Origin of the sequence: Aminobacter sp. J44 (assembly GCF_007829415.1) — a bacterium.
GTDB lineage: Bacteria > Pseudomonadota > Alphaproteobacteria > Rhizobiales > Rhizobiaceae > Aerobium.
On record NZ_VLJG01000006.1, the window covers coordinates 14,300 to 36,439 of the forward strand.

A 22,140-nucleotide genomic window follows, 5' to 3' on the forward strand; every position below is an offset into this window, starting at 1 on the left:
CATGGCGCTCGAAACCTACCAGCAGAAGCGCGACTTCAAGAAGACGCCGGAGCCAAAGGGCAAGGCAACCAAGGCTGCAAAGGGCAACAGCTTCGTGATCCAGAAGCACGATGCGCGGCGGCTGCACTACGATTTCCGTCTGGAGATGGATGGCGTGTTGGTCAGTTGGGCGGTCACGCGCGGCCCGAGCCTTGTGACCTCCGAGAAACGTCTTGCTGTCCACGTTGAGGATCATCCGCTGGAATACGGCTCCTTCGAAGGCACGATCCCGCAGGGCGAATATGGCGGCGGCACTGTGATCGTCTGGGATCGCGGCACGTGGACGCCGGTTCATGATGCGAAGAAGGGAATGGCCAAGGGCCATCTCGAACTCGAACTGCACGGCGAGAAGCTGCAAGGACGCTGGCACCTCGTCAGGATGCCGCAGCGCCCACGCGAGAAGCGCGACAACTGGCTGCTGATCAAGGCAGACGATGAGTTTGCCCGCGAGGAAGGCGACGCCGACATTCTCGAGGAGCGGCCGAAATCGGTGCTGACCGGCCGCGAGATTGCCGACGTGGCGGGCGAAGAGCCGGGCTGGTCGTCGAAGACAGGCAAGATTGAGAAGAAGAAGGTACTGCAGCCTAAGCAGAAGGGCCGCAAGTCCGCGATGCCGGACTTCATCGCGCCGCAGCTTGCGACTCTGAAGCCGCAGGCGCCGTCAGGCAAGGGCTGGATCCACGAGATCAAGTTCGACGGCTATCGGCTGCAGGCGCGGATCGACAAGGGCAAGGTAAAGCTGCTGACCCGCAGCGGGCTCGACTGGACGGAAAAGTTTGGCAAGGAAGTGCCGAATGCGCTCAGCGCCCTGCCCTGCGAGCAGGCCATCATCGACGGCGAGCTCGTCGTCGAGGGCGCAGGCGGCGCATCCGATTTTTCCTCGCTCCAGGCGGATCTCAGCGAAGGCCGCAGCGACCGCTTCATCTTCTTTGTCTTCGACCTGCTTTACCTGGACGGCCGCGACCTGCAAGACGTTCCGCTGCTCGAGCGCAAGGCAGCACTGGAAGCACTGGTGAAAGACGGCGCTGAGCGCGTTCGGTACAGCGAGCACTTTGAGGAAGACGGCGAGATGGTGCTTCGGCACGCCTGCCGACTGAGCCTCGAAGGGGTGGTCTCGAAGAAGGGGAACGCCAAATACCAGTCGGGGCGGAACAAGGACTGGATCAAGTCGAAATGCGCGAAGCGGCAGGAGTTCGTGATTGCCGGGTACGTGTCATCAACCACCTCACAAAAAGCGATCGGCTCCCTGGTGCTGGGCGTCTACGACGATGGCGAGTTGCAGCATGTCGGCCGCGTCGGCACGGGCTTCAGCCGTAACATCGCCGAGGACCTCTACAAGCGCCTCGCGAAGCTGGAGCAGAAGACCTCGCCATTTGCCGGAAAGCTGGACGCGGCAGCGCGCCGTGGCGCAATCTTTGTGAAGCCGCAACTCGTAGCCGAGGTCGAGTTTCGCGCCTGGACGGCCGACGGGAATCTCCGCCACGCCGCGTTCCGCGGCATTCGCGAGGACAAGCCGGCGAAAGAAGTCGTTCGCGAGGGTGGAATAGCGCCTGTTGAAAAGACGCCTGCCAGGCCAAAGTCCAAGGTCTCCCTCACGCACCCCGACCGCGTCTACTGGAAGGATGTCGGCGTCACGAAGGAAGGGCTCGCGAGCTACTACGCCGAAGTCTGGCGCTTCATGGCGCCGCATATCATCAACCGGCCGCTCGCCCTGCTCCGCTGCCCCGGCGGCACCGCACAGCAATGTTTCTTCCAGAAGCACGGCTGGAAGGGAATGAGCGGCGAGATCCTGAAGGCGGTCGATCCAAAGGATGACAGCGACGACAACACCATCATCGCCATCGACAGTCTCGACGGCCTGACCGGTCTCGTTCAGGGTGGCGCGCTCGAAATCCACACCTGGCAGGCGACGCTGACGGAACTCGAAAAGCCTGACCAGATCGTCATGGATCTTGATCCGGACGACGCAGTGCCGTGGACGGTAATGCTGGATGCCGCGCGCGAGGTGAAGCAGCGACTGGAGGATGCCGGCCTCAACGCCTTCGTGAAGACGACCGGCGGTAAGGGGCTGCATATCGTCTCACCACTAAAACCCAAAGCGGGATGGGAGGAGATGAAGGAGTTTGCGCGGGCGATTGCCGACAGTATGGAGAGCGACAATCCCGATCTTTTCATTGCCAAGGCATCGAAGGCGCAACGGAAGGGCAAGATCTTCGTCGACTATCTGCGCAATTCGCGGGGTGCGACGGCGATCGCGCCCTATTCCAGCCGCGCGCGAAATGGCGCGACCGTGTCGATGCCGCTTTCATGGGATGAGCTCGACCCATCGATCAAGTCGTCGCATTTTTCGGTGACAAACGCGGTTGCCCGCGTGGCAAATCTTACGGGCGATCCGTGGGTGGATTTTCGCAGCGCACAGGTTCCACTGGAAACGAAACGCAAAGGCACGCGCCGCGGATAGCCTTACCTCGGCTTGCCGCTCTTCTTCTCCGCCTCGACGCTTTTGCGCAGTGCGTCCATGATCGACACGACGTTGGTGGCAGTGGGTGCTGGCGCATCCTTTGTCTTCTTCGGGACGGCCTTACCTTGCTTGCGCCTCTTCGACGCGATCAGTGCCTTCAGGCGCTTCTGCACCGGATCCTGCACCAGTGCCGGCTCCCATTCCGTCTTCCGCTCTTCGATCAGGGTCTCGATCAGCTTGAGCGCCTTCGGATCCGGTTTCGAGTTGTCGATGTCGGAAAAATATTCCTCGGCATCGCGCACCTCGTCGCCGTAGCGGAGGGTCCACACGACGATCCCCTTGCCGCGCGGCTCCAGCATCACTGCACGCTCGCGCCGGTAGAGCACGAGTCGCGCAATTCCCACCATCTCACTGGCCGCCATCGCATCACGGATGACGGAGAAAGCCTCTTCGGCGATCTTGTCGTCGGGCGTCAGATAGTGAGCGGTGTCCAGCCAGATCCAGGAAATGTCGTCACGAGGGACGAACATGTCGATGTCGATCGTGCGGGTGCTTTCAAGTGCCACCGCATCGAATTCCTCGTCTTCAAGCAGGACGAAGTTGTCCTCGGCAAGCGGATACCCTTTGCGCAGATCCTGATCGCGCACTGGCTTGCGGGTCGCTTCATCAACATAGCGGCTTTCGATCGGGTGGCCGGTCTTGCGGTTGATCGTGCGGAAGGTGACCTTCTCGCTCGCCGTCGTGGCCGGCGCCATTGCAACCCGGCAGGTCACAAGCGAGAGGCGTAAATACCCCTTCCAGAAGCTTCTTGGCGCCATCGATTCGACTACCTCAAACTCACTGCGGAACGCGTGGTGCCACAATTTGTTCCACAGTGATGCTTGAAACCTGACCGTTAACGCGCGTTAATTATTGGGCATTTCGCCCAGCAAAGCGGCAATTGTGTCGCAATGCGCACGTTCGCGACACAGAGTCGTATCATTTTCGCCACACCCCACCCGGTACGAACATCCGCAGGTTGCGCCCGGCGCGCAATTCAGTTGAAACGAATCCGCAAATCATCGACAGATTTGCCTAGGACAGGGGGACAGCTCGGTCCGCGGTATTCGACCAGATAGCGGTCGTCATTTTTGAACGAGTGGAGACACACATGAACATCAAGGGGCTTCTCATCAGCTCTGCTGCCGCCATCGTGGCAGTTTCCGGCGCGCAGGCAGCTGACGCGATCGTCGTCGCCGAGCCAGAGCCGATGGAATATGTTCGCATCTGCGATACCTACGGCACCGGCTWCTTCTACATCCCGGGCACCGAGACCTGCCTGAAGATCGGCGGCTACCTCCGCTACCAGATGAACTACGTCAAGCCGGACGGTTCGGACTACGCCTTCGACAAGCTGGCTCGCTTCGCTCCGACCTTCACCGCGAAGAACCAGACCGAGTGGGGCACGCTGACCTCGCACGCTCAGGTTCTCTTCGACTGGGCTAGCGGTTCGACCTTCTACGGCACCGGCACCGCTCTCGAGCACGCTTACATCTCGCTCGACAACGGCACCTCGAGCTTCCTCGTTGGTAAGACCGACACGCCGTTCTACGAGTTCCTCGGCTTCTGGGCTGGCCCGACCATCCACGAAGGTGCTTACGGCGGCGCCAACACCGGCCAGCTGCGCTACACCTACAACGCTGGCAACGGCTTCTCCTTCGTCGCAGCTGTCGTCGAGAACCCGAACGACAACGACTTCCACCCGAGCGTTGAAGGCGGCGTGAGCTACACCCAGGATTGGGGCTGGGTTGCTGGCGCAGTTGCCTATGACACCTTCGTTGAGCAGTTCGCTGCCCGCGCTGGTATCGGCTTCAACTTCACCCCGGCGATCTCGTTCAGCCTGCACGGCATGTATGCTGATGACGACGTTGCTGGCATGTACAGCCTCAACGACGCTCCGTGGACTGGCGGCAACCAGGCTGAGTGGGCTGTCCTCGCTGGCGTCAGCGCTGGTCTGACCGACAAGGTCACCCTCAACGGTCACTTCCAGTACCTCGACACCGAGGAGTGGAACGCCGCTGTGAACCTGGCTTGGACCCCGGTCAACGGCCTGACCATCACCCCGGAAGTTGCTTACGAGTCCTCGACCGAGTCGACGATCGGCTTCCTGCGCTTCCAGCGCAACTTCTAATCGATCCTTCAGGATCGTTCGGAAAACCCGGCAGGCAACTGCCGGGTTTTTTGTTTGTGCGGCTGACAGCGGGCAGCCAGGCTAAGGTCACTTGCCGCTTGACTTACGCAGCCGGCTCCCTCCTATCACCCGCGCAGAATGGGGAACGTGAGAACGATGATTGAGATTCCGGCGCGCTCGCAGATCACTCTCGCAAACTGGCGGACCAATCCCGCCAGCCGGTACAGTTTCCAGCATGTGGCGGAGTTCGTCCCTGTAGCGATGGTTTCCACGGGCACCGGCGGCGAAGAGCCCTCCCCCGGCGAAGGCATTCTGCCGGAGTTGCAACTAGCAGACCGCGACGGTTCGGCGATCCTGGCTCTCGACCACATGCATCGTTCGCACACCGACCATCTCGTCGTCATGCGCGACGGCAAGGTGATAGCCGAGTGGCTGAAGGAAACCGCGGATGCTTCGCGGCCGCATCTCGTCTTCTCGATCTCGAAGTCTGTGACCGGTCTGCTGGCCGGCATTGCCGCCGGCGAATGCAAACTCGATCCTGACGCGCTGGTGCCGCAATACGTGCCGTCGATGCAGGGCTCTGGCTATGCCACCGCGCGCGTGCGCGACCTCCTCGACATGACCGCCGACATCGACTTCGACGAGGAGTATCTCGATGACGGCGGCGCGTTCGACCGCTACCGCCGGGCGATGCTTTGGAACCCCGAGCGCCCTGAAACGACGCCGGAAACGATGGAACAGTTCCTGGCGAGCATCGGCACGCCGAACAACGCGCACGGCAAGCGCTTCTACTACGCCTCACCCAATACCGACCTCCTCGGTCTCGTCATCGAGCGCGCGACGGGCGTGCGCCTCCATAAATACCTCGCCGAGAAGCTTTGGCTGCCGATGGGTGCCAAGGGCATGACCTATGTGACCGTCGACCGGGTCGGCACCGCGCGCGCGGCAGGTGGCATCTGCATGACGACACGCGACCTTGCTCGCATGGGCCTGCTCGTCCTCAACTGCGGACGCAACCAGCAGGGCGAGCAGGTGGTGCCCGCCGACTGGATCGAGGACCTGCGCAACAACGGCGACCGCCAGGCTTGGGTCGACGGCAATTTCGCCGACATGTTCGCGAACGGCCGCTACCGCTCGTGCTGGTACGATGTCGGTGATGAACGCGGGAGCTTCGCCGCCGTCGGCATTCACGGCCAGTGGCTATGGGTCGACCCAACCAATCGTGTCATCATAGCCAAGACCTCATCCCGTCCCGCGCCCAGCGACGATGATGAAACGGCACTCGAAATCCACATCCTCTCGCAGATCGCCAAGGCATTCTAAGTAGGTTCGTCATGACGGCTCGCCCTTCCTTCACCCCCCTCGTCCGGTCCCTGCCAGCATCGGTTCCCTTCGTCGGACCGGAGACGCAGGAGCGCGCCCGCGGTCGCGCCTTCCGCGCGCGTATCGGCGCCAACGAGAATGGGTTCGGTCCCTCGCCGAAGGTGAAGGCGGCGATCCGCGAAACCGCTGACGGCGTCTGGATGTATGCCGATCCGGAGCATCATGAGCTGAAGGGCGCGCTGGCAAAGCACCTCGGCGTCGGCACCAGAAACATCGTCATTGACGGCGGCATCGACGGCCTGCTCGGCCTGCTTGTTCGCTTGATGATCTCGGAAGGCCTGCCGGTCGTGACCTCGCTCGGCGCGTATCCCACTTTCAACTATCACGTTGCCGGCTTCGGCGGCCGGTTGGTCACTGTCCCCTATGTCAATGACAAGGAAGACCCCGAGAGCCTGCTCGACGCTGTGCGCAAGGAAAACGCGCCGCTCGTCTACCTCGCCAACCCCGACAACCCGATGGGTTCCTGGTGGGAAGCGGACGAGATCAACCGGATGATCGAGCAACTCCCGGAGACGACGCTGCTGGTGCTCGACGAGGCGTATTGCGAGTTTGCGCCGGCCTCCTCGATCCCGGCGATCGACGTCTCCCGGCCGAACGTCATCCGCATGCGCACGTTCTCGAAGGCGTACGGCCTTGCCGGCATGCGTGTGGGTTACGCGATCGGCGAGGAGAACCTGATCAGCGCGTTCGACAAGATCCGCAATCACTTTGGCATGAACCGGCTGGCGATGACTGCCGCGCATGCGGCGTTGGAGGACCAGGCGTATCTGCAAACCGTCATCTTGCAGGTCGCCGATGCGCGCGAGCGGATCGGCAGGATCGCCGCTGCCAACGGCCTCGTCGCCCTACCCTCAGCCACCAACTTCGTCGCAATCGACTGTGGTCACGACGGTGCCTTTGCCATGCGCGTCCTGCAGGAGCTGGTCGCCCGGGACGTGTTCGTGCGCAAGCCAATGTCTCCGATCCAGGACCGCTGCATCCGCATTTCCGTCGGTCCGGCGGCTGAACTCGACGTGTTTGAGGCCGAACTTCCCGCCGCGCTCGAAGCCGCATCAAAGAGCTGAACACCACCATTTGGTGTAGCGTTTGGCTATGGGCTTGCAATTAATTGAACGTTCGTTTCATTCTGTCCTTAGGAGGACAGAATGGCACGAACAGCTGGCTCGGACGGTGAGCGCACGGAAGCCTTGATCCGGGAGGCGGCGGCTCGCCTGATCGCGCGGCACGGCTACGAGGCCATGTCGATGCGCCAGCTCGCGGCCGAAGTCGGCGTGCAGGCTGCCTCGCTCTACCGCTATTTCCCGACCAAGGAAGACCTGCTGTTTGCGCTGATGCGCGAGCACATGGAGCAGCTGCTCGCCAGCTGGGCAGAGGCGGCGCCAACGGGCGCATCCGCGCCGGAACGCCTGACCGCGTTCGTGCGCAACCACATCCACTTCCATGTCGAGCGCCGCCACTCCACCCACGTCAACAACATGGAGCTGCGCTCTCTGTCGCCGCAGCGCCTCAGCGCGATCCTCAAGATGCGCAACACCTACGAAAAGGAGTTGCGGCAGATCCTGCGCGAGGGCGCGGCCGACGGATCGTTCACCGTCGACGACGTCACTCTGACCGCCATGGCGATCATCCAGATGATCACCGGTGTGATCGTCTGGTTCAGGCCGGACGAGCGCCTTTCCGTGAATGAAGTCACGACTACCTACCACCGAATGACCATGCGCCTCGTCGGAGCACGGGAAGCTAGGGAGTAAGCCGATGTATGACCACGTCATGAATTTCGGCCTGGGCGAAGAAATCGATGCGCTTCGCGAGACGGTACGCCGCTTCGCGCAGGACCGGATCGCGCCGCAGGCTGACGCAATTGATGCCGGCAACGACTTTCCGGCGCCGCTCTGGAGGGAGATGGGGGAGCTCGGCCTGCTCGGCATTACCGCCGATCCGCACTATGGCGGCACTGGCATGGGCTATCTCGCCCATGTCGTGGCGATGGAGGAGATCTCGCGGGCGTCAGCTTCGGTTGGCCTCTCCTACGGCGCGCACTCGAACCTCTGCGTCAACCAGATCAACCGCTGGGGCACGGTGGCGCAGAAGGAAAAATATCTGCCGCCGCTCTGCACCGGCGAAGCGGTCGGCGCCCTTGCCATGTCCGAACCCGGCTCGGGCTCGGACGTCGTGTCGATGCGGCTGCGCGCGGAGAAGAAGAACGACCGCTACGTGCTGAACGGCACCAAGATGTGGATCACCAACGGCCCGGAGGCGAGCACACTGGTCGTCTATGCCAAGACCGACCCGGAGAAGAATTCGCGAGGCATCACCGCCTTCATCATCGAGAAGACGATGCCGGGCTTTTCGGTTGCGCAGAAACTCGACAAGCTTGGCATGCGCGGCTCGAACACCGGCGAGCTCGTTTTCGAGGACGTCGAGGTGCCGTTCGAAAACGTGCTGCACGAGGAAGGCCGCGGCGTGAAGGTGCTGATGTCAGGCCTCGACTATGAGCGCGTCGTGCTGTCCGGTGGGCCGCTCGGCATCATGGCGGCGGCAATGGACGTGGCCGTCCCGTACGTCCAGGAACGGCAGCAGTTCGGCCAGCCAATCGGCGCCTTCCAGCTGGTGCAGGGCAAGCTCGCCGACATGTACACGACGATGAATGCGTGCCGTGCATATGTCTACGCGGTGGCGGCCGCCTGCGACCGCAGGGAGACGACGCGCAAGGATGCCGCCGGCTGCATCCTCTATGCGGCTGAAAAGGCGACGCAGATCGCGCTCGACGCGATCCAGCTGCTGGGTGGCAACGGCTACATCAACGAGTATCCGACCGGCCGCCTGCTGCGCGATGCCAAGCTCTACGAGATCGGCGCGGGCACGAGCGAGATCCGGCGTTGGCTGATCGGGCGGGAGATCATGTCGGAAGCGGTTTGACCCCTTCCCCTTCCCGCCTTTAGCGGCCACACTCAGCGGCGACTCCAAGAGGATACGATGCCGACACTACACTCGCAGCTGTCCACCTCCTCCAATGCGTTCAAGGCCAATGCGGAAGCGATGAAGGCGCTGGTTGCCGACATCGCCGACAAGGCCGCCGTCGTTGAGCGAGGCGGGCCGGATGAGGCGCGCGAACGACACATGTCGCGCGGCAAGCTCTTGCCCCGCGAGCGGCTGGCGCAGCTCATCGACACCGGGTCGCCCTTCCTCGAGATCGGCCAGTTCGCAGCGTGGGGCATGTATGGCGAGCATATTTCCTCGGCCGGCATGATCGCGGGCATAGGCCGCGTCGAGGGCGCCGAATGCATGATCGTCATCAACGACGCGACGGTAAAGGGCGGCACCTACTACCCGGTCACAGTGAAGAAGCACCTGCGCGCGCAGGAAATCGCGATGCAGAACAACTTGCCCTGCATCTACCTGGTCGACTCGGGCGGCGCGAACCTGCCCAATCAGGACGAGGTGTTCCCTGACCGCGAGCATTTTGGGCGCATCTTCTATAACCAGGCCAACATGTCGGCGGCAGGCATCCCGCAGATCGCCTGCGTAATGGGCTCATGCACGGCGGGAGGGGCCTATGTCCCGGCCATGTCCGACGAAACCATCATGGTGAAGAACCAGGCGACGATCTTCCTTGGCGGCCCGCCGCTGGTGAAGGCGGCGACTGGCGAGGAAGTTACGGCGGAGGAACTGGGCGGCGCGGACCTGCATACCCGCGAATCCGGCGTTGCCGACCACTACGCGGTTGATGACCGCCATGCGCTGGCGATCGTCCGGCAGATCGTGAAGAACCTCAACCGCGGCAAGAACATAAGCCTGAAACTGACCACGCCGCGACCGCCGCTATACGACCCGGAAGAAATCTACGGCGTCGTCCCGTCGGACCTGCGCAAGCCATACGATGTCCGCGAAGTGATCGCGCGGCTGGTCGATGGCTCGGAGTTCGACGAGTTCAAGCAGTACTACGGCACGACGCTCGTCACCGGCTTTGCGCACCTCTACGGCATGCCCGTCGGCATCATCGGCAACAATGGCGTGCTTTTCTCGGAAAGCGCGCTTAAGGGCGCGCATTTCATCGAGCTGTGCTGCCAGCGCAAGATCCCGCTGATCTTCCTGCAGAACATCACCGGCTTCATGGTCGGGCGCAAATACGAGGCCGGAGGCATCGCCAAGGACGGCGCCAAGCTGGTGACGACGGTGGCGACCGCACAGGTGCCGAAGCTCACCGTCATCATTGGTGGCTCGTTCGGCGCAGGCAATTACGGCATGTGCGGCAGGGCCTATTCGCCCCGCTTCCTGTGGATGTGGCCCAACGCGCGCATTTCGGTGATGGGCGGCGAACAGGCGGCGACCGTGCTGGCACTGGTCAAGCGCGAAGGGATTGAGCGGCGCGGCGACTCATGGTCAGCCGAAGAGGAAGCGGCGTTCCGCGCGCCGATCCTGGAAAAATACGAGCGCGAGGGACATCCGCTCTATTCGTCCGCACGGCTGTGGGACGACGGCATCATCGACCCGGCGCGCACCCGCGACGTGCTGGCGCTCAGCCTGTCGGCAGCACTCAACGCGCCGATCGGCGAGACGAAATTCGGCGTATTCCGGATGTAATTGAGTCCGAATCAAAACGGGCGCCCCTCTTGCGAAGAGCGCCCGTCCAGGGATCGGATATCAGGCGTTACCGTGCGCCTGCTCGGATAAAGCGTCCGTGCGCGGTGAGATGCCAGCCGCTTCCTCGCACTGTTCCACATGACGCAGGAGCGCCTGGTTCGAGAGAACCGCGCTGATCGTGGTGATGTCGCGGCCCTGGTAACGGGGTAGCTGCTGGACTTCCTTCAGCCTCTCGAGAAGTGCGAGTCGGGTCATGGCAATCCCTTTCCTTGACTGCAGGCGTTACGGGGACTTCCGTCGGCTCAGGCGGCCTTCTTGCCTGGCTTGAACGGAATTTCGATATCGACCGCGAGGGTCGACATCTGGTCGCCGCGCTCCATCGTCACACTGACCTTTTCCTGGTCGATCTTCATGTGCTTCTGGATCACGCGGAGGATCTCGTCGCGCAGCTTCGCGACCAGATCGGAATCGCCGCCGACGACTGCCCGTTCATGTGCGAGGAGGACCTGCAACCTTTCGCGGGCGGCCGGTGCGGATGAGGGTGGACGGGAGAATATGCGGAACAGGTTCATGCCGCTTTCCTTCCGAAGATCTTGCCGAAGAAGCCCCGCTTTTCATTGCCCGGAACGGTGACCTCGAGCTCCTCGCCCTTCAGTCGGCGGGCAGCGTCGAAATACGCACGCGACGGCGCGCTGGAGCCGTCTGCGATCGTGACCGGCGCGCCGACGTTCGAGGCGCGCAGAACGTCCATGCTCTCCGGGATGATGCCGAGGAGCGGGATCGACAGGATCTCGAGGACGTCGTCGACCTTGAGCATGTCGCCGCGCGCGGCGCGGGCCGGATCGTAGCGGGTCAGCAGCAGGTGCTTTTCCATCCGCTCGCCGGCCTCGGCCTTAAGGGTCTTGGAGTCCAGCAGGCCGATGATGCGATCGGAGTCGCGAACCGAGGAGACTTCCGGGTTGGTGACGACGATCGCAACGTCCGCATGGCGCATGGCCAGGGTCGCGCCGCGCTCTATGCCTGCCGGGCTGTCGCAGATGACCCAGTCGAAGCTCTTCTTGAGGGCGGCGATGACCTTCTCGACACCTTCGGGCGTGAGGTGATCCTTGTCGCGGGTCTGGGAGGCAGGCAGCAGGTAGAGGGTTTCGAGGCGCTTGTCGCGGATTAGCGCCTGGGTGAGCTTTGCATCGCCCTGGATGACGTTGACGATATCGTAGACGACGCGACGCTCGGCACCCATGACGAGGTCGAGGTTGCGAAGGCCGACGTCAAAGTCCACCACGACGACCTTTTCGCCGCCCTGCGCAAGAGCAGCTCCGAGCGCAGCCGACGACGTCGTCTTGCCGACGCCGCCTTTGCCCGATGTGACTACGATTACCTTGCCCATTGAACTCTCCTGTTGTTGGGCTGCCTGCTGCTCAGCCAAGTGTGCCCGTCCTGATGGTTTCGCCTTCGAGCCAGATCTGCACGGCCTGCCCATGCAGATCCTGTTCCAGGTCCTCGGCTGTCTTGTAGTAACCGTCGATGGCGATGAGCTCTGCCTCCAGTTTGCGGCAGAAGATGCGCGCGGTGGAGTTACCCATGGTGCCGGCGAGCGCGCGCCCGCGCAGCGTGCCATAGACGTGGATGGAGCCACCCGCGATGATCTCCGCGCCCGAGGCGACGGAGCCGACGATGGTGACATCCCCATCGGGGTAGAAAATCGACTGGCCGGAACGGACCGGCTCCGAAACCATCAGCGAAGGCGAGACCTTGACCGACGGAAGCTCGACGGGAACGACCTCGTGCTCTTCCTCGACGGCCTCAACCGCGGCCTTCTCTTCCTTCGCCTTCGGCGCCGCTTCGGACGCTACCGGCGTCTCGATGTCGCCGGCCGGACGCCCGTCGGTCATCGCCGGCGGAAGGTCGGGACCTAAAATCGACGGACGCGCACCCTCAATGCCCATCACGCGCACATTGCGCGCATTGAGCTGGTTCACCAGTTCGCGCAGCTGCTCGCGGTCGATGGCAAGGTTCGTCAGATCGAGAACGACGGGGCGGCGCAGGAAGAAGCCTGCCGAGCGAGCCGCCAGATCATCCAGCCTGACCAACCAGTCTTCGATGGGAAGATCCGGGGTCAGCGCAAGGGCAAGGAAGGACCGCCCCTTGAGGCGTATGGGCCTGGGTTGAGTTAACACGTCGTTCATCTTGGTAAATTTTCGGTTTCTTCGGTGTATCGAGGGAATGGTTAACAAAAGGTTAATTAAGGCTTTAGGAAGGTACCGCTCGGAGCCCCAAACCGCCCGTTTCCAGAGCTGCAATCAAACGAGAACAACGCATCTTTTCGCTTTCTTTTCAGCCACTTGGCTAACACCGGCCGATTGAAACGAAATGTTACCGCACCGCCATTGCCCGAGGCTTGCGTCGTAGAAGCCCGTTCGGCAACAGGTCTTCCGGCTTTGGCAGCTTGCTGCTATTGCCCCCTACCTTGCTGCGGCATCGCCCGCGCGTTGAAGTTGCCCCCGAAAGCCCAGCAACCGGCAGGAAATGATGCACATCCAGAGCTTCGACACTGTCATCCTGGGCGCCGGCGCGGCCGGTATGATGTGTGCGATTCACGCGGCAGCTAAGGGCGGGCGCGTCCTCATCATCGATCACGCCAAGGCTCCGGGCGAAAAGATTCGCATCTCCGGGGGTGGCCGCTGCAATTTCACCAATCTCGGGGCCAGCGCGAAGAATTTTCTCTCCGGCAACCCGCATTTCGCCAAGTCGGCGCTCGGCCGCTTCACGCAGCATGACTTCATCGCCATGGTCGAGAAGCACCGCATCGCCTGGCACGAAAAGACACTCGGTCAGCTCTTCTGCGACAACTCCGCCAGGGACATCATCGACATGCTGACCGCGGAAATGGCGCAGAACGGCGTCGAACTACGGCTGCGCACGACGCTCGAGAGCGTGACGAAAACCGAAAGCGGATTTTCCGTCAGCCTCGGCGGCGACGGCGCGGCGCGGATCAGCTGCAGGAATTTCGTCGTCGCCAGCGGCGGCAAATCGATCCCCAAGATGGGCGCGACTGGCCTCGGCTACCAGATCGCCAGCCAGTTCGGCCTTGAGGTCACGGAGACGCGGGCGGCTCTCGTTCCCCTCACCTTCGGCGAAGATATGCTGGTGCACTTTCGCGAGATGGCAGGCGTCGCCACCAGCGCGCGAATCTCATGCGGCAAAACCTCGTTCGAGGAAGCGCTCCTTTTCACCCATCGCGGTCTTTCAGGACCCGCGATCCTGCAGATCTCATCCTACKGGCGGGAAAAGCAGCCGATCCGCGTCTGTCTTCTCCCCGAGATAAACGTTGCGGCTGAGCTTGTCGCGGCGAAGCGGCAGAACCCGCGCCAGCAGATCGCGACGGCGCTCGGCGACCTTCTCCCGAAACGGCTTGCCGCTTACTTCGCGCAGACGAATGGCTGGTCAGGACCATTGGGCGAAACCAGCGACAAGAAACTGACCGAGATTGGCCAGCTGATCCAGGGCTGGGAGATTTTCCCGATCGGCTCCGAAGGCTACCGGACCGCGGAAGTGACGCTAGGTGGCGTCGATACGTCCGGCCTCAACTCGCGCACCATGGAGGCCAGGGACGTACCCGGCCTGTACTTCATCGGCGAGGTGGTCGACGTGACCGGCTGGCTGGGTGGCTATAACTTCCAGTGGGCCTGGTCGTCAGGCTGGGCGGCAGGCACGGCGATCGCCGAACGCGCGGCGTGACCGCACCTACCTTCGCGCGTCAGACGCCGGCTATTTCCGCCTTCCAGAAGCGGTAGAGGCCGTCGATGTCACTGGAGGTCATCAGCGACATCGCCCGGCTCAGCACCTCCTCCGGCCAGTCCCACCAGCAGATTTCCAGCAGCTTTTCGATCTCCTCATCGCTGAAGCGCTTGCGGATCACCCGCGCCGGATTACCTCCGACAATCGCGTAAGGCTCGACGTCGCGGGTCACCAGCGCCCGCGTACCGATGATCGCACCGTGCCCAACCTGCACGCCCGGCATGATGATCGCCTCCGAGCCGATCCAGACGTCGTTGCCGACGACCGTATCCCCGGCGGGGAGATAGCCGTTGGCGGCGCCTTCGAACTCCAGCGCATCCGGCACAAATGCGAACGGGAACGTGCTGATCCACTCGCTGCGGTGCCCCTGGTTGCCGGCCATGATGAAGGCTGCGCCCGATCCAATTGAGCAGAACGAGCCAATCACCAGCCGGTCGCCATCCTCGTCGGGCAGAAGATAGCGGGCGCAATCCTCGAAGCTGTGGCGGTGATAGTAGCCGGAATAGTAGCTGTAGCGTCCCACACTGATGCGCGGGTTAGAGACCTGACGGTCAAGCGGAATGCCCTTGAACGGGCTCTCGAAAAAGTTGGTCATGTTGTCCACCTGCACGGACCTGCGGCAGGCAGCTGCCTGCGGTCGGTCCTAAGATTTTGGGGTAATTGAAGGTGAGCGGCAACGGCCGGAGCCTTGCCGGTCGTGAGTTCCTGGCACGCGGTGCCGGAACTAGCTGCAGGTGGTACAGTGCGTCGCCTTCATGCGAAAAATTGTAGAGCGAGGAGCGCTGCGTCGCAAGCCGGGATTTGCTCGGGTTACCGGTCGCCATTGACGAGTTCGAGAACCAGCCGGTGCACATTCCCGCCATCGCTCATCTCGACGCGGTCGAAGTCGCGACTGCGGGCGCGCTGGCGCTCGGAGATCGGGCCCAGCTGGCTCTGCAGCGCGGCGCGCACCTTCTTGCAGTCGGGGTCGTTCGGCGCGCTGAGACCGACCGAGACCTTTTCAATCTCCTTCACCATGTCGACAATGATGTCGCCGTGCACCTTCTCGTGCGCGGTGACTCCCGAAATGAAGCGCTCCCACAGCCGCTTCGTCGCCGCCGGCATGTTTCCTGACGCCTTCGGCAGTCGGTAGGTGATGGTGAGGCTGGGCCGCGCCGAGACCAGCTTGCAGGAGCCGTCCGGCTGGGGGCGGTAGTCGCGCGACCAGAGCAGCTTGAAATCCGTGTAGGCGATGACGTTCCCTGGCCCGACCCGCGGGCCGTTCGCGCCGATCGACCGATAGAGCTCGATGCCCGAGCCGCCGCTGACGCGGTAGTGCTCGACGCGTTCCTGCGGCTTCCAGTCGGCAGCGATGGCCAAAGTCGGCGCGAGCGCGCAGGCGGCGAAGATAAAGGGACGGAAGAAACGAAGCATCTGGCCTCCGGAAAATCGCCGCCAAGATGCCCCGGATGTTTCCGCAAACACAAGAACCGGCGATGCTGGACGAGGCGATAAGCCTTCCCTACTCTGCGACCTGGAGAAAAGGGAGAAGCCGATGTTCGACAAGGTCCTGATCGCCAACCGCGGTGAAATCGCCTGCCGGATCATCCGCACCGCGCGAAGGATGGGCATCGCTACCGTCGCCGTTTACTCCGACGCCGATACGCGAGCTCTGCATCTCGAAATGGCCGACGAGGCGGTGCATATCGGCCCCTCCTCGGTCGGCGAAAGCTATCTCGTTGCCGAAAGGATCATCGAGGCGGCACTTTCGACCGGCGCTCAAGCGATTCATCCGGGCTACGGCTTCCTTTCGGAAAACCCAGACTTCGTCGAAATGGTGGAGACCGCCGGGCTCGTCTTCATTGGCCCTTCCGCCAAGGCGATCCGCGCCATGGGCCTCAAGGACGCGGCAAAGCGGCTAATGGAGCGCGCGGGCGTGCCGGTGGTGCCCGGCTATCATGGCGAGGCGCAGGAACTTGTCGTGCTCGCAACCAAAGCGCGGGAAATCGGCTACCCGGTCCTCATCAAGGCGCGCGCGGGCGGCGGCGGCAAGGGCATGCGACGCGTCGACGACCCGGACGATTTTCACGAGGCGCTGGCGGCAGCCAAGCGCGAGGCGAAGGCTGCCTTCGGCGACGAGCGGGTGCTGGTCGAAAAATACATCTCGAAGCCGCGCCACATCGAGGTGCAGGTGTTCGGCGACATGCACGGCAATGTCGTCCACCTCTACGAGCGTGACTGCTCGGCGCAGCGCCGCCACCAGAAGGTGATCGAGGAAGCCCCTGCCCCCGGCATGACCGCAGAAATGCGGGCGGCGATGACCGAAGCGGCGGTCACGGCCGCGAAGACGATCCACTACACCGGCGCCGGCACGATCGAGTTCATCGTCGATGCCTCGGAGGGGCTGCGGCCTGACCGGTTCTGGTTCATGGAAATGAACACCCGATTGCAGGTCGAGCATCCGGTGACAGAGATGATCACCGGCATCGACCTGGTCGAATGGCAGTTCCGGGTCGCCGCCGGCCAGCCGCTGCCGCTGCGCCAGGAGCAGATCCCCCTCAACGGCCATGCTTTCGAGGCGCGGCTCTATGCGGAGGACGCGGCAAAAAGCTTCCTGCCGGCGATCGGTACGCTGCATCATCTGGAATTCCCGCAGGGCGGTGGCGTGCGTGTCGAAACAGGCGTGCGGCAGGGTGATGCGATCTCGCCCTACTACGATCCGATGATCGCCAAGCTCGTCTGCCATGGCGCCGACCGCGCAACCGCGCTCAACTGCCTCTACGACGGGCTGACGAAAACGCGGATTGCAGGTTCGGTCGTCAACACGGCTTTCCTCGCTGCGCTTGCGAGTGACCCCGATTTTGCCGCCGGCGAGGTCGACACCGGCATGATCGAGCGCAAGCAGTCGGAACTGACGCAGACCGAGATGCCGACCTTCCGCGACGTTGCCGCCGCGGCGCTTGCGGCAGGCGAGGTCTCGGTCGATCCGTCGGCTCAGGACCCGTGGCGGGCGCTGGCCGGCTACACGCATTTTCATCCGCTGGAGAAGCAGGTGAAGCTCGCCTTCGGCGAGGAGGAAGTATCGGCGCACCTTGCAGTCAACCGCAACGGCACCGCGCGCATCCGCGTCGGCTCGCTGGCGACGACGCTCGCACTGCAGGAGAAGAACGGCGAGGCGATCCGCTGGCCGGGGCACGTCACCGTGTTTTCGGGAACCGCCAGCCACACCTTCGCCGTGCCGGACCCATTCGAGCTTGCCGAGGCACAGGCAGCCGGAGGCGATGCCCTGCGCGCGCCGATGCCGGGGCTTGTGAAGATTGTTCGCGCGTCAGAGGGTGACGCAGTGAGCAAGGGCCAAGCCCTGCTGATGCTGGAAGCGATGAAAATGGAGCACACGATCTCGGCGCCGCATGACGGCGTCATCGAGACGATCGCGGCTCAGGGCACGCAGGTCACCGAAGGTACGGTGCTGGTGCGCTTCCGCGAGCAGTAGGCAGGTAACGGAAAGGCCGCACCGGCGCTTCCTGCCGGTTACGGCCTTGCTGTTCTCGTCGATCCTCCGGATGCGGCGCGCGCGTCCGACTTTGCCAGTACAAAGGGAGCGTCCATGCGCGGCGCAATCAGTGGACGGTCATCCACTCGCGGGCCTCGCGCAGCGCACGGGCGATGTCCATCTTCGACATGGTCAGGGCGAGTTCGGCACGCATGGTAGCCGCGCGGTCCGATCCCTTGATCGCGGCGATGTTGAGCCACTTGTGGGCGGCGACGAGATCGACGTCGCAGTCGCGGCCGGTGGCGTACATCATGCCGAGTTCGAACAGAACGTCCGCCTGCGCGGAGGAGCCGATACCTGCTTCAAGCACTTCGAAACGAGCCATTTTTCAAGTCCCCTGTGTAACTCTGAGAGCCAGATTTTCCGGCGTGTCCCGCCGTTGTCTTTGATGCTTCGAGGATGCCGTGGAGCCTTGAATCCGCCGTTAAACGGGTTGCTTAACGGCGGGAAAATGAAATCAAAACAAGAGGTAAACCCTGGAATTCGTTAAGGATAGAAGTGCCGGTATTCCGCGGATTTAGATTAAACTGCGCGGAAAATCTTACTTGTCGCCGGAAAGCCTTTGCTAACCACGCGAAACGGTGTCTGCGAGGAAAGTCGGGGTTCTTCTCAGGAAATCGCAGCGCCGGAAGCCTCCCGAGAATGCCGCACATCCCCGCTCTTGCCCTCTTCCGCTCCCGCGCGAGTTCAATTACGCTTACGTTCGCGTAAGTTAAAAGGCCGCCGAATCTGTTTACCTGTCGGGGCCAGGAGGAGGATACATGCTGCGCACGACTGCCCTTGCTGCAATGACTGCCCTGATGCTGACGGGGTCTGCTTACGCCGACGGAATTGTCGGCAAGTGGAAGACGGACAGCGGCGCGATCGCAGAGATCGCCCCGTCCGGCGGCGGCTTCGTCATCACCGTCAGGAGCGGTGCTCACAATGGCAAGCGCATCGGCCAGATGAACCCAGCAGGCAACGGCAAGTACAAGGGCGAGATCACCGATCCCGCAACCGACAAGACCTATTCGGGCAACGCCACTCTCAAGGGGAATTCGCTCGCCATGCAGGGCTGCGTGGCGGCGATCTTCTGCAAGACGCAGAACTGGAAGCGCCAGTAGGCAATGGCGGCAGGCGGCTCTTGCTGCCGCCTGCCCTCTTCATCTTCAGCGCGCGCGCTGGCCGAACAGGACCTTCTGGGCTTCCTTGTCGTCGGCGATGTTGCGGCGGTGCTCCTGCCCGACCGACCACCCGCGCTCGACGGCGGGGCGCGCCGACATCGTCTCGAACCAGCGCTTCAGGTTCGGGAACTCCTCGATATCCTGCCCCTGGTTCTTGTATGGCCGTATCCAGCCGACGCAGGCCATGTCCGCAATCGAGTACTCGCCGGCGAGGAATTCGCGGTCGGCAAGGCGCCGGTTCATGACGCCATAGAGGCGGTTGCACTCGTCGGTGTAGCGCTTGATCGCATACGGCACCTGCTCGGGCGCATACTGGCGGAAGTGGTGCGCCTGTCCGGCCATTGGTCCGAGGCCGCCGACCTGCCAGAACAGCCACTGGTCCACATCGACACGCTGGCGCTCGTCCGACGGATAGAAGCGGCCGAACTTGCGGCCGAGATACTGCAGGATCGCGCCCGACTCGAAGATCGAGATCGGCTCGCCGCCGGGCCCCTCCGGATCAACGATTGCGGGCATGCGGTTGTTCGGCGAGATCTTCAGGAACTCCGGTTCGAACTGCTCACCCTTGCCGATGTTGACGTACTGCACCTCGTAGGGAACGCCGAGCTCCTCGAGCATGATGGTGATCTTCCAGCCGTTGGGAGTCGGCCAGTAGTGAACCTGAATTGGCACGGTCTGGGTCGTCATCAAATTCCTCCAAATGTGGTGGCCCGGAACAAAGCACATGCCGGCAGCAACTGCCAACGAATAGGATTTAGGGTTCTGTTAAGATCATTGAACCGCAGATGAACGGAGAAATCAGGGTCGGTTCAGCCACGATCGGGCACCTTCTCGCCATAAAGAAGGAGACGCCCCAATGCTCGCTCGCCGCTTCACCATCGTGTGCCTGATGATCATGCTGTTCGGCATGGGTCTGTCGGTGCTGGTCGCCGAAAAGAGCCGCCTCGGAACGGTTCAGCGTGGCACGATGACCGCCTGCGACATCACCAACCCGATCAGTTGCGCCATTCCCTTCGCGCGCTAGGCGCAGAGCCCATAATCCTGTCAGGATCGGGGCTCACCATCGCATGCTGGCGCTATCCATCAGCCGTATTCCCCGCTAAACGCATCGCATGTCGAAAAGAATCGCCGGTCCTGAAATCGAACGCCTGATCCAGCTCCTGGCCAAGGTGCCGGGGCTCGGGCCGCGTTCCGCGCGCCGCGCAGCACTCCATCTCATCAAGAAGAAGGACCAGCTGATGTCGCCGCTGGCGCAGGCGATGGGCGAGGCCGTTGCCAAGGTGCGGGTCTGCTCCTGCTGTGGCAATGTCGATACCAGCGATCCCTGCACGATCTGCACCGATCCACGGCGCGACCCGGCAACGCTGATCGTCGTCGATGACGTGTCGGACCTGTGGGCGTTGGAGCGCGCATCAGCGCTCAACGTGCGCTACCACGTTCTCGGTGGCACGCTCTCGCCGCTCGACGGCGTGCGGCCGGAGGACCTGAACATCGCCTCGCTGGTCTCGCGTGTCGCCGAAGGTGGCATCTCCGAGGTGATCCTCGCCGTCAACGCGACGGTCGAGGGACAGACAACCGCGCACTACATCACCGACCAGCTAGCGGGGCTGGACGTGAAGGTCACGCGGCTCGCGCATGGCGTGCCGGTCGGCGGCGAACTCGACTACCTCGACGAAGGCACACTTACAGCCGCGCTCAAATCACGTACGGTGTTCTAAACACCCACCCTCTGCGGAGGACGAACCATGAAGACACGTTTCGCCCTCATCCTTTCCTGCCTGATCGGCCTCTCAGCTCCCGCCACTGCGAAGGATATCAATGCGCAGTTCCAGGGCTGGCTGAAGAACGAGCTGTGGCCGCAGGCAAAGGCGCGCGGCATCTCACCCGAAACTTTCAACGCCGCCTTCAGCGGCGTGAAGCCTAACTTGAAGCTGCCCGACCTCGTGCTGCCGGGCCAGAAGCCGGAGACGCCGAAGCAGCAGCACCAGGCCGAGTTCGGCTCGCCGGGCGCCTACTTTGCCGAGAAGACGATCTCGGCCGTCACATCCGGTGGCCGTGCACGCGCCGGGCAGCTGAAATCCGCGCTCGACAGGATCGAACAGCGATACGGCATTCCACGCGGCGTGCTGCTGGCAATCTGGGGCCGCGAGTCCGGCTTCGGCAGTGCCAAGATCCCCTACAACGCCTTCGAAGTTTTGGGCACCAAGGCATTCCTGGCCACGCGCAAGGAGATGTTCCGAAACGAGCTGCTGGCGGCCCTTGAAATGATCGAAAAGCGGCAGGCGCCGATCTCGGCCATGAAATCGTCCTGGGCCGGCGCGCTAGGGCAGCCGCAGTTCATGCCGAGCTCGTACCTGCAATATGCCGTCGATGGCGACGGTGACGGGCGCGCCGACATTTGGGGCTCGGCGGCAGACACGCTGGCATCGATCGCCAACTACCTCACGAAGAAGGGCTGGGTGAAGGGTCGCGACTGGGGCTTTGAGGTCACCGTGCCGGCAAATGTCTCCTGCTCTCTCGAAGGCCCCGACCGCGGCAGAAAGATCGCCGACTGGGCGGCGATGGGAATTACCCGCGTCAACGGCCGCCCCTTCCCCGAGCACGAGGCGCGGCAGGAAGGTTTTCTGCTTATGCCGGCGGGCCGCTCTGGCCCGGCCTTCATCGTCACGCCGAATTTCTACGTGCTGAAGGAATACAACTTCTCCGACAACTACGCGCTGTTCGTTGCCCACGCCGCTGACCGGATTGCCTATGGCGACAAGCGGTTTGCAGCCGAATGGGGCAAGGTCGGCGGGCTCTACCGCTCCGACATCGCGGCAATGCAGCGGACATTGGAAAAGCTCGGCTACGATGTGGGCTCCGCGGACGGCCTGCCGGGTTTCCGCACCCGCCGCTCGATCGGCGAATGGCAGGCCAAAGCCGGCATGCCTGCCACCTGTTTCCCGGACAAGGCGATCGTCTCCGCACTGACGAAATAGCACACCCCCGGTTGCATTTTCGCCTCGCTTCG

At 62.9% G+C, this 22,140-nt stretch carries 22 protein-coding genes; 13 read left to right on the forward strand and 9 right to left on the reverse strand.

The annotated features are described in order from the left end of the window. Position 1 precedes the first annotated feature (1 nt). Complete coding sequence (ligD, locus tag L610_RS03235; RefSeq protein ID WP_144702431.1) at positions 2-2,500, forward strand: DNA ligase D; 2,499 nt, start codon at positions 2-4, stop codon at positions 2,498-2,500. Positions 2,501-2,502: 2 nt separating this feature from the next. Here ligD and L610_RS03240 read toward each other — a convergent pair whose 3' ends face one another. Then, positions 2,503-3,318 (reverse strand): Ku protein, encoded by an 816-nt coding sequence (locus L610_RS03240; RefSeq protein ID WP_144702434.1) that lies wholly within the window; start codon positions 3,316-3,318, stop codon positions 2,503-2,505. A gap of 332 nt (positions 3,319-3,650) precedes the next feature. Between L610_RS03240 and L610_RS03245 the strand changes: the two genes are divergently transcribed. From L610_RS03245 to L610_RS03270, 6 genes are all read left to right on the forward strand, one after another. Then, positions 3,651-4,670 (forward strand): porin, encoded by a 1,020-nt coding sequence (locus L610_RS03245; RefSeq protein WP_144702438.1) that lies wholly within the window; start codon positions 3,651-3,653, stop codon positions 4,668-4,670. 156 nt (positions 4,671-4,826) lie between these two features. Continuing rightward, positions 4,827-5,993, forward strand: coding sequence for a serine hydrolase (locus tag L610_RS03250; protein WP_186441298.1), 1,167 nt, complete (start codon positions 4,827-4,829; stop codon positions 5,991-5,993). 11 nt (positions 5,994-6,004) lie between these two features. After that, on the forward strand, positions 6,005-7,117 hold the full coding sequence (locus tag L610_RS03255) for a pyridoxal phosphate-dependent aminotransferase (RefSeq protein WP_024848056.1): 1,113 nt from the start codon (positions 6,005-6,007) through the stop codon (positions 7,115-7,117). An 81-nt stretch (positions 7,118-7,198) separates the two neighbouring features. Beyond that, the gene (locus L610_RS03260) at positions 7,199-7,804 is read left to right on the forward strand and encodes a TetR/AcrR family transcriptional regulator (protein WP_024848057.1); all 606 of its coding nucleotides are present in this window, start codon (positions 7,199-7,201) and stop codon (positions 7,802-7,804) included. Positions 7,805-7,808: 4 nt separating this feature from the next. Continuing rightward, positions 7,809-8,972 carry an isovaleryl-CoA dehydrogenase gene (locus L610_RS03265; RefSeq protein ID WP_144702444.1) on the forward strand — a complete coding sequence of 388 codons (1,164 nt, stop codon included), beginning with the start codon at positions 7,809-7,811 and terminating at the stop codon, positions 8,970-8,972. 57 nt (positions 8,973-9,029) lie between these two features. Beyond that, positions 9,030-10,637 carry a carboxyl transferase domain-containing protein gene (locus tag L610_RS03270; protein WP_144702447.1) on the forward strand — a complete coding sequence of 536 codons (1,608 nt, stop codon included), beginning with the start codon at positions 9,030-9,032 and terminating at the stop codon, positions 10,635-10,637. A 60-nt stretch (positions 10,638-10,697) separates the two neighbouring features. On the opposite strand, the gene L610_RS03275 is transcribed toward L610_RS03270, so the two are convergent. The 4 genes from L610_RS03275 to minC are packed head-to-tail and all read right to left on the reverse strand — an operon-like array spanning position 10,698 to position 12,823. After that, the gene (locus L610_RS03275; protein WP_024848060.1) at positions 10,698-10,892 is read right to left on the reverse strand and encodes a hypothetical protein; all 195 of its coding nucleotides are present in this window, start codon (positions 10,890-10,892) and stop codon (positions 10,698-10,700) included. 47 nt (positions 10,893-10,939) lie between these two features. After that, positions 10,940-11,209: a cell division topological specificity factor MinE gene (minE, locus tag L610_RS03280; RefSeq protein WP_024848061.1), complete on the reverse strand. Its 270-nt coding sequence runs from the start codon at positions 11,207-11,209 to the stop codon at positions 10,940-10,942. Continuing rightward, positions 11,206-12,024: a septum site-determining protein MinD gene (gene minD, locus L610_RS03285; RefSeq protein WP_024848062.1), complete on the reverse strand. Its 819-nt coding sequence runs from the start codon at positions 12,022-12,024 to the stop codon at positions 11,206-11,208. Before minD ends, minE begins: the two co-directional genes overlap by 4 nt. Before the next feature lie 31 nt (positions 12,025-12,055). Then, on the reverse strand, positions 12,056-12,823 hold the full coding sequence (minC, locus tag L610_RS03290) for a septum site-determining protein MinC (protein ID WP_024848063.1): 768 nt from the start codon (positions 12,821-12,823) through the stop codon (positions 12,056-12,058). Between the two features lie 349 nt (positions 12,824-13,172). On the opposite strand from minC, the gene L610_RS03295 reads away from it, so the two are divergent. Then, entirely contained in the window at positions 13,173-14,375 is a 1,203-nt protein-coding gene (locus tag L610_RS03295) for an NAD(P)/FAD-dependent oxidoreductase (RefSeq protein ID WP_144702606.1), read from the forward strand. Positions 14,376-14,394: 19 nt separating this feature from the next. On the opposite strand, the gene catB is transcribed toward L610_RS03295, so the two are convergent. Both catB and L610_RS03305 read right to left on the reverse strand, forming a co-directional pair. Beyond that, positions 14,395-15,030 (reverse strand): type B chloramphenicol O-acetyltransferase, encoded by a 636-nt coding sequence (gene catB / locus L610_RS03300; protein ID WP_024848065.1) that lies wholly within the window; start codon positions 15,028-15,030, stop codon positions 14,395-14,397. Between the two features lie 215 nt (positions 15,031-15,245). Further along, on the reverse strand, positions 15,246-15,848 hold the full coding sequence (locus tag L610_RS03305) for a DUF922 domain-containing Zn-dependent protease (protein ID WP_024848066.1): 603 nt from the start codon (positions 15,846-15,848) through the stop codon (positions 15,246-15,248). Positions 15,849-15,969: 121 nt separating this feature from the next. Between L610_RS03305 and L610_RS03310 the strand changes: the two genes are divergently transcribed. Continuing rightward, the gene (locus L610_RS03310; RefSeq protein WP_144702450.1) at positions 15,970-17,907 is read left to right on the forward strand and encodes an acetyl/propionyl/methylcrotonyl-CoA carboxylase subunit alpha; all 1,938 of its coding nucleotides are present in this window, start codon (positions 15,970-15,972) and stop codon (positions 17,905-17,907) included. A 127-nt stretch (positions 17,908-18,034) separates the two neighbouring features. Here the strand turns inward: L610_RS03310 and L610_RS03315 are convergent, their stop codons facing one another. Further along, positions 18,035-18,292 carry a sel1 repeat family protein gene (locus tag L610_RS03315; protein ID WP_024848067.1) on the reverse strand — a complete coding sequence of 86 codons (258 nt, stop codon included), beginning with the start codon at positions 18,290-18,292 and terminating at the stop codon, positions 18,035-18,037. Positions 18,293-18,728: 436 nt separating this feature from the next. Here L610_RS03315 and L610_RS03320 point away from each other — a divergent pair, with 436 nt between their 5' ends. Continuing rightward, on the forward strand, positions 18,729-19,070 hold the full coding sequence (locus L610_RS03320; RefSeq protein WP_024848068.1) for a DUF2147 domain-containing protein: 342 nt from the start codon (positions 18,729-18,731) through the stop codon (positions 19,068-19,070). Positions 19,071-19,115: 45 nt separating this feature from the next. Here L610_RS03320 and L610_RS03325 read toward each other — a convergent pair whose 3' ends face one another. Next, a complete protein-coding gene (locus L610_RS03325) occupies positions 19,116-19,817 on the reverse strand; it encodes a glutathione S-transferase family protein (protein ID WP_024848069.1) in 702 nt (233 codons plus the stop codon). Positions 19,818-19,986: 169 nt separating this feature from the next. On the opposite strand from L610_RS03325, the gene L610_RS20125 reads away from it, so the two are divergent. From L610_RS20125 to L610_RS03335, 3 genes are all read left to right on the forward strand, one after another. Continuing rightward, positions 19,987-20,154, forward strand: coding sequence for a hypothetical protein (locus L610_RS20125; protein WP_186441300.1), 168 nt, complete (start codon positions 19,987-19,989; stop codon positions 20,152-20,154). 88 nt (positions 20,155-20,242) lie between these two features. Beyond that, a complete protein-coding gene (gene recR, locus L610_RS03330) occupies positions 20,243-20,848 on the forward strand; it encodes a recombination mediator RecR (protein ID WP_144702453.1) in 606 nt (201 codons plus the stop codon). A gap of 27 nt (positions 20,849-20,875) precedes the next feature. Further along, positions 20,876-22,108, forward strand: a complete 1,233-nt coding sequence (locus L610_RS03335) for a lytic murein transglycosylase (protein ID WP_144702456.1) — start codon at positions 20,876-20,878, stop codon at positions 22,106-22,108. The last annotated feature ends 32 nt before the right edge of the window (positions 22,109-22,140 follow it).

What these genes read in the sequence shown, in the direction of transcription:
- ligD (WP_144702431.1), top strand. Translation starts at nt 2, where the DNA reads ATGGCGCTCGAAACCTACCAGCAGAAGCGCGACTTCAAGAAGACGCCG.
- L610_RS03240 (WP_144702434.1), bottom strand. Translation starts at nt 3,318, where the DNA reads ATGGCGCCAAGAAGCTTCTGGAAGGGGTATTTACGCCTCTCGCTTGTG.
- L610_RS03250 (WP_186441298.1), top strand. Translation starts at nt 4,827, where the DNA reads ATGATTGAGATTCCGGCGCGCTCGCAGATCACTCTCGCAAACTGGCGG.
- L610_RS03255 (WP_024848056.1), top strand. Translation starts at nt 6,005, where the DNA reads ATGACGGCTCGCCCTTCCTTCACCCCCCTCGTCCGGTCCCTGCCAGCA.
- L610_RS03260 (WP_024848057.1), top strand. Translation starts at nt 7,199, where the DNA reads ATGGCACGAACAGCTGGCTCGGACGGTGAGCGCACGGAAGCCTTGATC.
- L610_RS03265 (WP_144702444.1), top strand. Translation starts at nt 7,809, where the DNA reads ATGTATGACCACGTCATGAATTTCGGCCTGGGCGAAGAAATCGATGCG.
- L610_RS03270 (WP_144702447.1), top strand. Translation starts at nt 9,030, where the DNA reads ATGCCGACACTACACTCGCAGCTGTCCACCTCCTCCAATGCGTTCAAG.
- L610_RS03275 (WP_024848060.1), bottom strand. Translation starts at nt 10,892, where the DNA reads ATGACCCGACTCGCACTTCTCGAGAGGCTGAAGGAAGTCCAGCAGCTA.
- minE (WP_024848061.1), bottom strand. Translation starts at nt 11,209, where the DNA reads ATGAACCTGTTCCGCATATTCTCCCGTCCACCCTCATCCGCACCGGCC.
- minD (WP_024848062.1), bottom strand. Translation starts at nt 12,024, where the DNA reads ATGGGCAAGGTAATCGTAGTCACATCGGGCAAAGGCGGCGTCGGCAAG.
- minC (WP_024848063.1), bottom strand. Translation starts at nt 12,823, where the DNA reads ATGAACGACGTGTTAACTCAACCCAGGCCCATACGCCTCAAGGGGCGG.
- catB (WP_024848065.1), bottom strand. Translation starts at nt 15,030, where the DNA reads ATGACCAACTTTTTCGAGAGCCCGTTCAAGGGCATTCCGCTTGACCGT.
- L610_RS03305 (WP_024848066.1), bottom strand. Translation starts at nt 15,848, where the DNA reads ATGCTTCGTTTCTTCCGTCCCTTTATCTTCGCCGCCTGCGCGCTCGCG.
- L610_RS03310 (WP_144702450.1), top strand. Translation starts at nt 15,970, where the DNA reads ATGTTCGACAAGGTCCTGATCGCCAACCGCGGTGAAATCGCCTGCCGG.
- L610_RS03315 (WP_024848067.1), bottom strand. Translation starts at nt 18,292, where the DNA reads ATGGCTCGTTTCGAAGTGCTTGAAGCAGGTATCGGCTCCTCCGCGCAG.
- L610_RS03320 (WP_024848068.1), top strand. Translation starts at nt 18,729, where the DNA reads ATGCTGCGCACGACTGCCCTTGCTGCAATGACTGCCCTGATGCTGACG.
- L610_RS03325 (WP_024848069.1), bottom strand. Translation starts at nt 19,817, where the DNA reads ATGACGACCCAGACCGTGCCAATTCAGGTTCACTACTGGCCGACTCCC.
- L610_RS20125 (WP_186441300.1), top strand. Translation starts at nt 19,987, where the DNA reads ATGCTCGCTCGCCGCTTCACCATCGTGTGCCTGATGATCATGCTGTTC.
- recR (WP_144702453.1), top strand. Translation starts at nt 20,243, where the DNA reads ATGTCGAAAAGAATCGCCGGTCCTGAAATCGAACGCCTGATCCAGCTC.
- L610_RS03335 (WP_144702456.1), top strand. Translation starts at nt 20,876, where the DNA reads ATGAAGACACGTTTCGCCCTCATCCTTTCCTGCCTGATCGGCCTCTCA.